General features: G+C 69.4%; 11 protein-coding genes. 2 read left to right on the top strand and 9 right to left on the bottom strand.

All coding sequences use genetic code 11. From position 1 onward, the window contains the following. Positions 1–73: 73 nt before the first annotated feature. The 8 genes from ABD289_RS19355 to dxr all read right to left on the bottom strand — a co-directional run bounded on the left by ABD289_RS19355 (position 74) and on the right by dxr (position 10,185). The gene (locus ABD289_RS19355) at positions 74–1,588 is read right to left on the bottom strand and encodes a cobyric acid synthase (protein ID WP_344134608.1); all 1,515 of its coding nucleotides are present in this window, start codon (positions 1,586–1,588) and stop codon (positions 74–76) included. 124 nt (positions 1,589–1,712) lie between these two features. Further along, a complete protein-coding gene (gene map / locus ABD289_RS19360; RefSeq protein ID WP_344134611.1) occupies positions 1,713–2,570 on the bottom strand; it encodes a type I methionyl aminopeptidase in 858 nt (285 codons plus the stop codon). 56 nt (positions 2,571–2,626) lie between these two features. Next, positions 2,627–3,016 (bottom strand): type II toxin-antitoxin system VapC family toxin, encoded by a 390-nt coding sequence (locus ABD289_RS19365; RefSeq protein ID WP_344134614.1) that lies wholly within the window; start codon positions 3,014–3,016, stop codon positions 2,627–2,629. 320 nt (positions 3,017–3,336) lie between these two features. After that, positions 3,337–5,118, bottom strand: a complete 1,782-nt coding sequence (locus ABD289_RS19370; RefSeq protein WP_344134617.1) for a penicillin-binding transpeptidase domain-containing protein — start codon at positions 5,116–5,118, stop codon at positions 3,337–3,339. A gap of 74 nt (positions 5,119–5,192) precedes the next feature. Beyond that, a complete protein-coding gene (locus ABD289_RS19375) occupies positions 5,193–6,029 on the bottom strand; it encodes a GNAT family N-acetyltransferase (RefSeq protein WP_344134620.1) in 837 nt (278 codons plus the stop codon). A gap of 142 nt (positions 6,030–6,171) precedes the next feature. Further along, positions 6,172–7,323, bottom strand: a complete 1,152-nt coding sequence (gene ispG / locus ABD289_RS19380; RefSeq protein WP_344134623.1) for a flavodoxin-dependent (E)-4-hydroxy-3-methylbut-2-enyl-diphosphate synthase — start codon at positions 7,321–7,323, stop codon at positions 6,172–6,174. Positions 7,324–7,652: 329 nt separating this feature from the next. Further along, positions 7,653–8,933: a M50 family metallopeptidase gene (locus ABD289_RS19385; protein ID WP_344134626.1), complete on the bottom strand. Its 1,281-nt coding sequence runs from the start codon at positions 8,931–8,933 to the stop codon at positions 7,653–7,655. A 4-nt stretch (positions 8,934–8,937) separates the two neighbouring features. Next, positions 8,938–10,185 (bottom strand): 1-deoxy-D-xylulose-5-phosphate reductoisomerase, encoded by a 1,248-nt coding sequence (gene dxr / locus ABD289_RS19390; protein ID WP_425564738.1) that lies wholly within the window; start codon positions 10,183–10,185, stop codon positions 8,938–8,940. A gap of 104 nt (positions 10,186–10,289) precedes the next feature. Between dxr and ABD289_RS19395 the strand changes: the two genes are divergently transcribed. Both ABD289_RS19395 and ABD289_RS19400 read left to right on the top strand, forming a co-directional pair. Next, the gene (locus ABD289_RS19395; protein ID WP_344134632.1) at positions 10,290–10,565 is read left to right on the top strand and encodes a GlsB/YeaQ/YmgE family stress response membrane protein; all 276 of its coding nucleotides are present in this window, start codon (positions 10,290–10,292) and stop codon (positions 10,563–10,565) included. Positions 10,566–10,767: 202 nt separating this feature from the next. Next, on the top strand, positions 10,768–11,046 hold the full coding sequence (locus tag ABD289_RS19400) for a DUF2631 domain-containing protein (RefSeq protein ID WP_344134635.1): 279 nt from the start codon (positions 10,768–10,770) through the stop codon (positions 11,044–11,046). 141 nt (positions 11,047–11,187) lie between these two features. On the opposite strand, the gene ABD289_RS19405 is transcribed toward ABD289_RS19400, so the two are convergent. Further along, positions 11,188–12,615 (bottom strand): aldehyde dehydrogenase family protein, encoded by a 1,428-nt coding sequence (locus ABD289_RS19405; protein ID WP_344134638.1) that lies wholly within the window; start codon positions 12,613–12,615, stop codon positions 11,188–11,190. Positions 12,616–12,638 lie beyond the last annotated feature (23 nt).

Raw genomic sequence — 12,638 nt, forward strand, 5'->3', positions numbered from 1 at the left:
CAGAAGAATCACCGGAACCGGTACGGATCCGGTACGCGCGGCGCGACCTCCCGGTCTGGCGCTGCGGCCCGGCTCAGAACGTGCTCCGCAGCTGCGGCAGCCCGGGTGGCGCGCCCTCGTCCAGGAGGCGGCGGAGAGCGTCGGTGTCCAGGTGCTGCGCCACCAGATCGCCGAGGAGATCGAGCTGCGCGCCGCGGACATCGGCGAACACCGTGTCGTCGGCGGCCGCGAAGCCGTCCCGGCCGGCCCTGTCGGCAGCCCAGGTCAGGAACCTGCGGCGGTACGCGTCGTTCTCGAACAACCCGTGCCAGTGCGTGCCGAGCACCGGACCGCACACCCCGCCCTCGGCTCCATCGGCCGTGCTGATCAGCGGCTCGAGATCGCCGCGTCGCACCGGGATCCCGTGGTGGATCTCGTAGCCGGTCACCGGCTCGCCGAACGCCTCGCCGCGCGGGTTCGCCAGCGTCTTGCGCGGCGCGAAGTCGATCTCCAGATCGAGCAGGCCGAGTCCCCGCACGCTGCCGGAACCGGACTCGACCTCGTCGTGGATGAACCGGGTCAGCATCTGGAAGCCGCCGCAGATCCCGGCGACCGGCAGGCCCGCGCGGGCGTGCTCGACGACCGCCTCGGCCAGCCCCGTCTCGCGCAACCACTCCAGGTCGGCCACGGTCGACTTCGAACCGGGCAGCACCACGAGGTCCGCGTCGGACAGCCGCGACGGCTCGGTCACGAACCGCACGGCGACCCCGGGTTCGGCGGCCAGGGCCTCCACATCGGTCGCGTTGGAGATGCGCGGCAACCGCGGCACTGCCACGCGCAGCCACTGACCACCGCGCGGTGGCGCCGGGCGTCCCACGACCCCATCGGCCACGTACGACAGCGAATCCTCAGCGTCGATCCACAGCTCCTCGGCCCACGGCAGCACGCCGTGCACCGATCGGCCGGTGAGCTCGCGCAGCTGTTCCAATCCGGGGCGCAGCAGGTCGGGGTCACCTCGGAACTTGTTGACCAGGAATCCGGACACCAGCGCCTGGTCGGCGGCGTCCAGCAGCGCCAGCGTGCCGAAGAGCTGCGCGAAGACCCCGCCGCGGTCGATGTCGCCGACGACCAGGACGGGAAGCCCGGCGGCTTGGGCCAGCCCCATGTTGGCGATGTCGTTGGCCCGGAGGTTGATCTCGGCGGGCGAGCCCGCCCCCTCGCAGATCACGTAGTCGTGGTCGCGGCGCAGATCCTCCAGCGCGGCCGAGACGGTCTCCAGCAGCGCGGCCTTGCGCTGCCGGTAGGACATCGCGGTCACCTCACCGGCGACCTCGCCCAGCACCACGACCTGCGATTGCCGGTCGCTGCCGGGCTTGAGCAGCACCGGGTTGAACCGCACCGACGGCTGCACCCCGCAGGCCGCGGCCTGCAACGCCTGGGCACGCCCGATCTCGCCGCCGTCGGGGGTGACGACGGAGTTGTTGGACATGTTCTGCGCCTTGAACGGCGCCACCTTCGCACCGGAGCGGGCCAACCAGCGGCAGATCCCCGCCGTCACCACGCTCTTCCCGGCATCCGATGTCGTCCCGGCGACCAACAGCGCATTCACAACACGTTCCTACCTCATGCCCCGGCTGTGCGAGACGACACACCACCGGCAGCGCGACGAGCTGCGGGCCCGGCGTCGGCTGACACCGGGCCCGCGGCTCGCGAAACGGCTGGTGAACCAGCCCTCAGGGCTGGGTGAGGATCTCGTTGCCGTCCTCGGTGATGAGGATGGTGTGCTCGAACTGGGCGGTCCAGCTCTTGTCCTTGGTGGTGACCGTCCAGCCGTCTTCCCACATCTCGTACTCGTGGGTGCCGAGGGTGATCATCGGCTCGATGGTGAAGGTCATCCCCGGCTCCAGGACGGTCTGCACCGACGGCTCGTCGTAGTGCAGGATCACCAGTCCGCTGTGGAACGAGCGGCCGATGCCGTGGCCGGTGAAGTCGCGGACCACGCCGTAGCCGAAGCGCTTGGCGTAGGCCTCGATGACGCGGCCGATGACGTTGAGCTGACGTCCCGGCTTGGCGGCCTTGATCCCGCGCATCGTGGCCTCGTGGGTGCGCTCGACCAGCAGGCGGGCCTCCTCGGAGACGTCACCGGCCAGGAACGTGGCGTTGGTGTCGCCGTGCACGCCGCCGATGTAGCCGGTGACGTCGACGTTGACGATGTCGCCGTCCTCGATCACGGTCGTGTCCGGGATGCCGTGGCAGATCACCTCGTTGAGCGAGGTGCAGCTGGACTTCTGGAACCCGCGGTAGCCCAGCGTCGACGGGTACACGCCGTTGTCCAGGAAGAACTCGTGCACCACGGCGTCGACCGAGTCGGTGGTGGCGCCCGGCTTGACCGCCTTGCCAGCCTCGACCAGCGCCTGCGCGGCCAGCTTGCAGGACACCCGCATCGCCTCGATGACCTCGGGCGGCTGCACATCGGGGTCGGTGTTGCGCGCCGGCGCCGGCTTGTCGACGTACTCGGGGCGCTCGATGTGCGCAGGAACTGGGCGGCGGGGCGTGGGCGTCCCCGGCTTCAACGGAGCTCGAACCGGCATGTCCCCACTCTAACCACGCCGCGCCGCCGTCAACTCCGCGCGGTAACCGGTGCCTTTCAGGCGGGCGAGGCCGTGGCCAACCCGGCGTCCTGCGCGGCGGCCAGCAGCGTCGGGTCGTAGGAGACGTAGGTCACCGGCTGGTCCCGGACCCCGCAGGCCGACGCCAGGTGAACGGCCTCCACCAGGGTCAGGTCGGCTTCGAGCTCGCTGGCGGTGTCCAGGACGTCCTGCCGCACCGGCAGGGATTCCAGCTTGGACACCACGATCGAGGCCAGGTCCTCGGCGGCCGGACCGACATCGCGGAAGGTGCGCAGCACGTCGACCTTGGACAGCGCGCTGGTGACCCGCTGCTGTTCCCAGTTGTTCCGGATCCACTGGCTCAGGGCCTCGCTCTCCGGCTCCGGGGCGATCATCTTGATCAGCGCGGAGGAATCGAAGTAGATCAAAACCGCTCCTGTTCACACCGGGGCAGCGGCCGGCCTCGCAAGACCTTCGGGGTGGCGCTGCGCGCACGGCTCGTCGGGGTGACCCACCGGCGTCAACGGCATCCGCGGCGGGCCGGTTGTCCACTCAAAGTCACGGGACGCGACGGCAACGCGTCCACGGGTGGGGTCGCTCCCGGGTGAACACGCCGAGAACGACCCCACTCGCAGCACAATGCCCGGTAGCCGATCACTGCGCTCGATGGGCTACAACCTAGCACCGATCTGACTCTCAGTGATCACCCGTTCACGTGAAGCAAGAGCCGGATTTCCGGGTTCTCCGCTCACGTTCCGTCAAGGAACCGCTTGGTGAGATCGACTGCAGGCGTCGACTTGCCCGCGTCGGTGATCAGCGTCGCGAACGCCAGATCGTCGCGGTAGCCGACGAACCAGCCGTGCGAATGCGTGCCGTCACCGAACTGCGCGGTTCCGGTCTTGCCGTACACCTCGCCCGATCCACCGATGTTCGTCGCGGTACCCGATTTGACGACCTCGCGCATCATCGGGCGCAGCTGATCCAGAGTGGCCTTCGAGGGCGGTTGCGGCGTGCTGTCCGCCTCGGTCCGCTCACCGTTGATCAGCGTCGGCATCGGCATCTCGCCGTTGGCCACCGATGCGGCGGCCAGCGCCATGCCGAACGGGCTGGCCGTCACGGTGCCCTGACCGATGCCGTTCTGCGCGCGCCGGTTGGTGCTGTCGCCCGTGCCGACCTTGCCGGTGATGGTGGTCGCGCCGGGCATCTTGAAGTCCACGCCGATCCCGAGCTTCTTGGCCGCCTCCGGCAGCGCGTCGGCGGGCATGTCCACCGCCAGCTGCGCGAACGTGGTGTTGCAGGAGTGCGCGAAAGCGGTGATCAGCGGGACCCGGCCGAGGTCGAACTCCTTGTCGTTCGGCAGCACGTAGTCACCCGCGAACTTCTTCTTGCCCGGGCACTCCACCGGGCTGTCGATCTTGACGTTGCCCTTCTCCAGCGCCGCGGCGCCGGTCACCATCTTGAACGTCGAACCCGGCGGGTACTGCCCGGTCAGCGCCAGGGACCCCTTCGAATCGGCGGGGTCGTTCTGCGCCACGGCCACCAGCTCACCGGTGGAGGGCTTGATGGCCACGATCATCGCGGCCTGCGGGACCGGCTCGACAGCGGCCTCGGCGGCACGCTGAACGTTGTCGCTGAGCGTCACCTGGGTGGGCTCGACCGGCTTGCCGGGCGTCTTGTGCAGCTCGCCGGTCTCGTTACCGGAGGCGTCCTGGATCGCCACCTTCCAGCCCGCGCTGGCCGAGACCTTCTTGTCGACGACCTTGCCCACTCCCGCGAGCACCTGGTCGGCGTAGCCGCGCTCGACGGACACCAGATCGGTGCGGGCGGGGAAGGTGACCCCGGGCAGATCGGAGATCTCCGAACGAACCCGGTCGAAGTCGCTCTGCCGCAGCGTGACGATCGGGAACGGCTTGCCCGCGCCCGCGTCGTCCATGATGGATTGCTGGGTGATCGACGGCTCGATGGTGCCCAGCGCGTCGGCCAGCTGGCCCGCCACTCCCGCGAGATCGCCCGCGCTCTGCGGGCTGAGCGTGACCGTGGTCAGCTTCTCCGGAGCCATCAGCTCGTTGCCCGCGCTACCGGTGACCGGGGCCGCGTCCGGCAGCACCTCGCTGTAGGACAGCGTCTGGCCCTTCTTCAGCTTCGGGTGGATCACCGATGGTGCCCAGCGCACCTTCCAGCCGCTGTCGCCCTCGGCCAGGTTGAACTCGCCCTGGTAGCGCCAGACCTTGCCTTCGCCGAAGTCCCAGGACATGTTGTACGTGGCACGCGCACCGTTGTCGGTGTCGGTCACCTTGCCCAGCGTGGCGTGGGTGACGACCGGACGCAGGTCGCCGCGCACCTTCTCGATCAGCTGCTTGGCCTGTTTCGGGCTGTCGGTCTGGCCGGAGGCCGCCTGGGCGTTGCCCGCCGCGTAGGCCTTCAGGAAGCCGTTGGCGGTGACCTCCTGCTCCGAAGGGCCGGTGTTGCATCCGGCCACCGGGACGAGCAGCAAAGCCGCCAGCCCGACCAAGATCCGCTTGGAAACCATGCCGCGAGTATGCCGAACGGGTCCGACGGTCGAAACGGCCTCCACCGAATGGATAGTCCCCGTGGACGAGAAGGTTAGAGCAGAACCGTGCTAAACACACCAACGGTGCGAAAACCGACCTTGCCGTAGGCGGTTCGCGCGGCGTCGTTGAAGTCGTTGACGTACAGGCTCGCGGTCCGGCCGAGCCCGCGCACCAGCCGATCGGCCACCGCCGCGGTGCCCGCCGTGCCCAAGCCGGTGCTGCGGCGGTCGGGATGCACCCACACGCCCTGGATCTGGCCGACGGTGCTCGACAGCGCACCGATCTCGGCCTTGAACACGACCTCGCCGTCCTCGAAGCGGGCGAACGCGCGACCGGCGGCGATGAGATCGGCCACGCGCGCCCGATAGCTCGAGAAACCACCGCCCGGGGCGGGGTCGACGCCCACCTCCTCGGTGAACATCGCGATCGCTGCCGGCAGGTAGCGCTCCAGCTCGTCCGGCCGGACTTGGCGCACGAGGGGATCCGGGGTGACCTTCGCGGGCTCCGACAGCGCCATCAACGGCTGCTCGGAGCGGATCTCGCGGGCCGGTCCCCACTGCGACTCCACCTCGCGCCACAGCTCCAGCACCTGCTCGGACGGCCCCACCAGCGAGGAGCACACCCGGCGACGGCGCAGCGCCCGGTCGGCGAAGGCGCGCATCGCGTCCGGTCCGCCGCGCAGCGGGATCAGGTTGGCCCCGGAGAAGCACATCCCGGTCAACCGGTGGCCGTGCCCCCACAGCTCGCCTCCGAGGCGCAGCGGGTGCACGCCCGCTTCCTCGACCCGCGCGGCGACCATGCAGGCGGCCACGGGAGCGGAGTCCAGCACCGAGCGAACCAGATTCGTGTCCCGTTCCTCCAGAAGCCGGGCACCAGCGAGCTTGAGCACATGCCAAGACTGCCAGAAATCGTGCAGAAACGGATCGTGCGTGGTCGTGCACCACATCCGGCAGCCGCTCGCTCACCCGTTGAGCGCAACGCGACGGCGCCCCGGCCGGTGGACCGGCCGGGGCGCCGCGCGCGTGTTCGGATCAGCCGACCGTGACCGTCGGCTCGCCCTCGACCGGGGACTCGCCCATCTCCTCGGCGATGCGCATCGCTTCCTCGATGAGGGTCTCGACGATCTGCGCCTCGGGCACGGTCTTGATGACCTCGCCCTTGACGAAGATCTGCCCCTTGCCGTTGCCGGAGGCGACACCGAGGTCGGCCTCGCGGGCCTCCCCCGGGCCGTTGACGACGCAGCCCATGACCGCGACGCGCAGCGGGACCTCCATGCCCTCCAGACCGGCGGTGACCTCGTCGGCCAGCTTGTAGACGTCGACCTGGGCGCGGCCGCAGGAGGGGCAGGAGACGATCTCCAGCTTCCGCGGGCGCAGGTTCAGCGACTCCAGGATCTGGGCGCCGACCTTGATCTCCTCGACCGGCGGCGCGGACAGCGACACGCGGATGGTGTCGCCGATGCCCTGGCGCAGCAGCGAGCCGAAGGCGACCGCGGACTTGATGGTGCCCTGGAACGCGGGACCGGCCTCGGTCACGCCCAGGTGCAGCGGGTAGTCGCACTGCTCGGCGAGCAGCTCGTAGGCCCGCACCATCACGACCGGATCGTTGTGCTTGACCGAGATCTTGACGTCGTGGAAGTCGTGCTCGGCGAACAGGCTCGCCTCCCACAGCGCCGACTCCGCCAGCGCCTCCGGGGTCGCCTTGCCGTGCTTCTCCAGCAGCCGCGGGTCCAGGGAGCCGGCGTTGACGCCGATCCGGATCGGCGTGCCGTGGTCCTTGGCCGCCTGCGCGATCTCCTTGACCTGGTCGTCGAACTTCCGGATGTTGCCGGGGTTGACCCGGACACCGGCGCAGCCCGCCTCGATCGCCTTGAAGACGTACTTCGGCTGGAAGTGGATGTCGGCGATGACGGGGATCTTCGACTTCTGCGCGATCGCGGGCAGCGCCTCCGCGTCATCGGAGGTCGGGCAGGCGACCCGGACGATGTCGCAGCCCGAGGCGGTCAGCTCGGCGATCTGCTGCAGCGTGCTGTTGATGTCCGAGGTCACGGTCGTGGTCATGCTCTGCACGGAAATGGGGTGCTCGCTCCCCACACCGACCGGTCCGACCTGCAACTGACGGGTCTTACGCCGTTCCGCGAGCACCGGGGCCGGGGCGCCGGGGATGCCCAGATCGACGGTCATCGATACCTCTCCACCTCTTCTGGTGTGCTTCGGACGGCTGGCCCGCCCGCGTTCCACGATACCGGCGCCGCTTCATCCGGCTGGACGTCGGCACGTCGGACGAGTCACGTTCGGTGATCGTCATCGTCCATTCACGCCCCATTCAGCCCAGCGCCAGGGATCGATCCCCACGCTATCGGTGATCATGTGCTCCCCGTCACGCAACTCCGAATTCGACGCCCGCGAAACACGGCCCGACAGCCTGAATTCGGTCCGCCGCAGCAGTGAAATCCGCTACCACCCGACGGGTGGAGACACGGCGGACGCCCGCAGCGGCTGGCGCGGGGCCGCTATTGCAGCGTCACCGGGTTCACGATGTCGGCCACCAGAACCAGCAACGAGAACGCGATGAACACGAGGCTGACGGCGTAGGCCAGTGGCATCAAGCGCGCCGTGTCGAACGGCCCCGGATCCGGGCGGCGAACCAGCTTGGCCAGGCCGCGACGGATGGACTCCCAGGCCGCGCCCGCCACGTGACCGCCGTCCAGCGGCAGCAGCGGCAGCATGTTGAACACGAACAACGACAGGTTCACGCCCGCGAGCAGCTGGAACATCATCACGATCCGGGTGTCCACACCGATCTGGTCGGTGGCCAGCACCTCGCCGCCGAGCCTGCTGGCGCCCACGATGCCCACCGGCGAGTCCTGGTGCCGTTCGCCACCGAGGATGGCGCTGACCAGGTCCGGGATCCGCTGCGGGAGCTGGATGACCTTCTGCACGGTCATGCCGACGAATCCGCCGATGGTCTCCACGACCCCACCGATGTCCTGCTTGACCATCACCGAGGTCGGCGCGAGGCCGAGGAAACCGACCCGGGTGGTCTCGCTGGGAGTGTCGATCTTCTGCCGCTCGGTCTGCATCAGTTCCGCGGTCAGCTCGACCCGCTGGTCGCCGCGCTCGACGACGACCGGAACGGTGCCCTTGGAGTCGCGGATCGCCAGGCGCAGGTCCTCCCACGAGGAGTAGTGCCTGCCGTTGAACTCCACGATCTTGTCGCCCGGCTTGAACCCGGCCGCCGCGGCGGGCGAGGGCTCGGCACCCGGCGGGCACTTCGTGGTGTCCGCGTCGGCGGGCAGCACGCACTTGCTGACCTCGGCGACCGTCAGCGTCGGGGTGCTGACGCCGAAGCCCATCAGGATCGCGCTGAAGATGCCGATCGCCAGGATCAGGTTCATGACCGGCCCGGCCAGCATCACGATGATCCGCTTCCACGGACTGCGCTGGTAGAACTGCCGGTGCGCGTCCTCCGGCGTGACGTCCTCGGCGGACATCTCGCGGGCGTCTTCGATCATCGCCCGGAACGGCGAGGAGGACTTGGTGCGCCCGTAGGCCTCGTCCTTCTTCGGCGGGAACATGCCGATCATGCGGATGTACCCGCCGAACGGGATGGCCTTGATCCCGTACTCGGTCTCGCCCTTCTTGCGCGACCAGATGGTGCGGCCGAAGCCCACCATGTACTCGGTGACCTTGACCCCGAACATCTTCGCGGTCGCGAGGTGACCGAGCTCATGCCACGCGATGGAGAAGAGCAGCCCGACGAAGAAGATCAGGATGCCCACGACGACCAGCATCTAGCTATTCCGCCTTCCGTCCGGCAGCCAGCTCGCGCGCCCGGGACCGTGCCCAGTCCTCGGCCGCGAAGATCTCGTCCAAGTTCGAGGGCTCCGCGCGCCACTCATCGGCGGCGGCGAGCACCTCACCCACAGTCTGCACGATTTCCGGGAAGCGGAGGTGACCGTCGACGAAGGCCGCCAGCGCCTCCTCGTTCGCCGCGTTGTAGATGGCGGGCAGGCAACCGCCTCCGGAACCCGCCGCACGCGCCAGCTCCACTGCGGGGAACGTCTCGTCGTCGACCGGCTCGAAGGTCCACTCCTGAGCCGCGTCGAACGTCAGCCGCGGCGCCACGCCCGGCACCCGTCGCGGCCACTCCATGCTCATCGCGATCGGGATCTTCATGTTCGGCGGGCTGGCCTGCGCGATCGTGGACCCGTCGGTGTAGGTGACCATGGAGTGCACGATCGACTGCGGATGCACGACGACGTCGATGCGCGGGTACTCGATGCCGAACAGCAGGTGCGCCTCGATGAGCTCGAGACCCTTGTTGACCATGGTCGCCGAATTGATGGAGACCACGTCGCCCATCGACCAGGTCGGGTGCGCCAGCGCCTGCTGCACCGTGACCTCGTCGAGCTCCGCGCGCTCGCGCCCGCGGAACGGACCACCGGAGGCCGTCAGCACCAGCCGGTCGACATCGGAGTTGTCGTTGCCGAGCAGGCACTGGGCCAGCGCCGAGTGCTCGGAGTCGACCGGGATCAGCTGACCGGGCGCGGCCTTGCCCAGCACCAGCGAACCGCCCGCGATCAGCGACTCCTTGTTGGCCAGGGCGAGCTCGGCGCCGGTCTCCAGCGCGGCGAGCGTGGGCCGCAGTCCGCGCGAGCCGTCGACACCGTTGAGCACCACGTCGGCGGGCGCGGCCTGGATGAGCTCCACCGCCGCGTCCGGGCCCGCCAGCAACCGCGGCATCCGGAACTCACCGGTTGCGTAGCCGCGCTTCTGCGCCTCGGCGTAGAGCGCGAGCTGGACGTCCTCGGTGGCGGTGCCCTTGGCCACGGCGACGATCGGCACCTCGAACTCGAGTGCCTGCGCGGCCAGCGCCCGGGGATCGCTGCCGCCCGCGGCGAGACCGGCGACCCGGAAGCGCTCCGGGTTGTCCCGGATCACCTCGAGCGCCTGAGTGCCGATCGAACCGGTCGAACCCAGAATCACGACGGTGCGCGCAACGATGTCGCTCTGTGTATCGGTGTCGGGATGCATCGCCGACATTGTCCCTGAAGCAGGTGAGGCGCTGCCGCTCGCGGTGCATAAATCACCTCGCGGCCGCACGATCGCCTCACCAGTCGCTTTACCGACGCCCCAGGGAGGCCGCCATGGGCATCATCGGTTGGATCGTTCTCGGCTTGATCGTCGGGGCACTCGCGAAGCTGATCATGCCGGGCAAGGACCCGGGCGGAATCATCGTGACCATGATCCTCGGGGTGGTCGGCGCGTTCCTCGGTGGCTTGATCGGCCAGTACGTCTTCAACATGGGCGGTCTCCAGAACTTCTGGTCTTGGAGCACCTGGGGCCTGGCGCTGCTCGGCTCGCTCATCGTGCTCGGCGTCTACCGCGTGATCGTGGGCCGCAAGGCGGTCAGCAGCGGGTAGCCGGGCTACGGATAGCCGAACAACTTCGCAGAACCGGGTGTCGCTTCGGCGGCACCCGGTTCTGCGCTGCCGACACCTGCTGAGGTGGCTCCCCGCGCCCCGGGCGGGTGTGCGAAGATGAGCACGATCGTGGGCCGATTCGGCCCGCGGACCAGGAGTTTCAGCTGTCCGGCCAGTGGCCGGTTTGGCGCAGGAGGGGAACGTGGCGAGCACCGAGCTGGAGAAGAAGCCCGGCCAGGCCATCGACCCGGCCGAGGAGCCTTCGGTCGAGTGGGGTTGGCACGGCGGTTTCCCGAAGGGAACCCAGATCGCCGGCTGGTTCTCGGTCGTCGCGATCCTGCTGATGCTGATCGGCAACCACCAGGGCATCGTCAGCGGCGGCGGGCAGTTCAAGATCGAGGACTTCTACCTCATCGGCACCGCCGCGCTGCTGGCGATCGGCCTGCTGATCGACCTGCGCATCAACAAGCGCAAGGGCTGACCGAACTTTTCGAGCCGCCCCTGGCACCCGCCGGGGGCGGCTCTTTGCTGCCCGGACTCGGGCGAGGGAACCTTCCTGTTATTCGAGGTGACAGGAAGGTTCCCTCGCCCGAACCGCCAGATGGGACGGGCGCCCGGTCGCTCAGACCTCGATGCCGGTGAGGACCGTGACGCGTTGTTCGGTGAAGTCCTCCATCGCCGCGCGGACGCCTTCGCGACCTGTGCCCGACTCCTTGAGGCCGCCGTAGGGCATCTGATCGGCGCGGAAGCTGGGCACGTCGCCGACGATGACCCCGCCCACCTCCAGTTCCGCCGACGCCCGGAAGGCCACCTGCAGGTCCTTGGTGAACACGCCTGCCTGCAGGCCGTAGCGGGAATCGTTGACCCGCTCGAAGCCCTCGTCGATCGAGTCCACCGGCGCGACGACCAGCACCGGGCCGAAGACCTCCTCGCTGGAGACCTTCGCGTCGGCGGGCACCCCCGCGAGCACGGTCGGCGCGCAGGTCGAACCTTCCCGGACACCACCGGTCAGGACCTCGGCTCCGGCGGCTACGGCCTCGCCGACCCACTGCTCGACGCGTTCGGCCGCGGTCTCGTCGATCAGCGGCCCGACCCTGGTGCCCGGATCGGCCGGGTCACCGGTTCCCTGCTCGGCCACCGCATCGAGCACGTGCCGGACCAGTTCGTCGTAGACGTCCCGGTGCGCGTAGACGCGCTGGACCGAGATGCAGGACTGACCCGCCTGGTAGGTGGCGAAGGTCGCGATTCGCTCGGCCGCCCACCGCAGGTCGGGCCAGTCGGCATCGACGATCACCGCGGCGTTGCCGCCCAGTTCGAGCGTGACGTGCTTGCGCGGCACCGAGTCGCGGATGCTCCAGCCGACCGGCCCGGAACCGGTGAACGACACGATCGGCAACCGCTCGTCGGCGACCAGCTCGGGAGCCTTGTCGTCGGTGGTCGTCAGCACCGACCAGGAGCCCGCGGGAAGATCCGTCTCGGCCAGGATCTCGCCGAGCGCCAGCGCGGAGAGCGGAGTCTTCGGTGCCGGCTTGAGCACGATCGGCACGCCGGCGGCCAGCGCCGGGGCGACCTTGTGCGCGACCAGGTTCAACGGGAAGTTGAACGGTGAGATGCCCAGCACGGGGCCGCGCGGGACCCGCCGGGTCACGGCCATCCGGCCGGTTCCGCCGGGGTCGGTGTCCAGGCGCTGCAGCTCGCCGGAGAACCGGCGGGCCTCCTCCGCGCCCCAGCGGAACGTCGCGGCGGCACGCGCGATCTCGGCCTTCGCCCAGAAGATCGGCTTGCCGTTCTCGGCGGTGATCAGCTCCGCGAGCTCATCGGCCCGCTCGCCGATGCGCGCGCTGACGTGGTCGAGCGCGGTGGCCCGCCGATGCGCCGGCAACGCGGCGAACTCGCGCGTCACCGCAGCCGCCGCGGCGACGGCGCGATCGACGTCGGCGTCGGTCGCGTAGGCGACGGTGGCGACCAACCGCCCGTCGTAGGGGTTGTGCACCTCGAACGTGTCCTTGCCGGTGATCCGTTCACCAGCGATCCAATACCCGGAAATCATCCGCGTCCTCCCGTGTGTCCGCC

The organism is Saccharopolyspora halophila, assembly GCF_039531955.1.
GTDB lineage: Bacteria > Actinomycetota > Actinomycetes > Mycobacteriales > Pseudonocardiaceae > Saccharopolyspora > Saccharopolyspora halophila.

Excerpts from the sequence above, each read along its gene's own strand:
- map (WP_344134611.1), bottom strand. The coding sequence starts at position 2,570 with ATGCCGGTTCGAGCTCCGTTGAAGCCGGGGACGCCCACGCCCCGCCGC.
- ispG (WP_344134623.1), bottom strand. The coding sequence starts at position 7,323 with ATGACCGTCGATCTGGGCATCCCCGGCGCCCCGGCCCCGGTGCTCGCG.
- ABD289_RS19395 (WP_344134632.1), top strand. The coding sequence starts at position 10,290 with ATGGGCATCATCGGTTGGATCGTTCTCGGCTTGATCGTCGGGGCACTC.
- dxr (WP_425564738.1), bottom strand. The coding sequence starts at position 10,185 with ATGTCGGCGATGCATCCCGACACCGATACACAGAGCGACATCGTTGCG.
- ABD289_RS19385 (WP_344134626.1), bottom strand. The coding sequence starts at position 8,933 with ATGCTGGTCGTCGTGGGCATCCTGATCTTCTTCGTCGGGCTGCTCTTC.
- ABD289_RS19405 (WP_344134638.1), bottom strand. The coding sequence starts at position 12,615 with ATGATTTCCGGGTATTGGATCGCTGGTGAACGGATCACCGGCAAGGAC.
- ABD289_RS19370 (WP_344134617.1), bottom strand. The coding sequence starts at position 5,118 with ATGGTTTCCAAGCGGATCTTGGTCGGGCTGGCGGCTTTGCTGCTCGTC.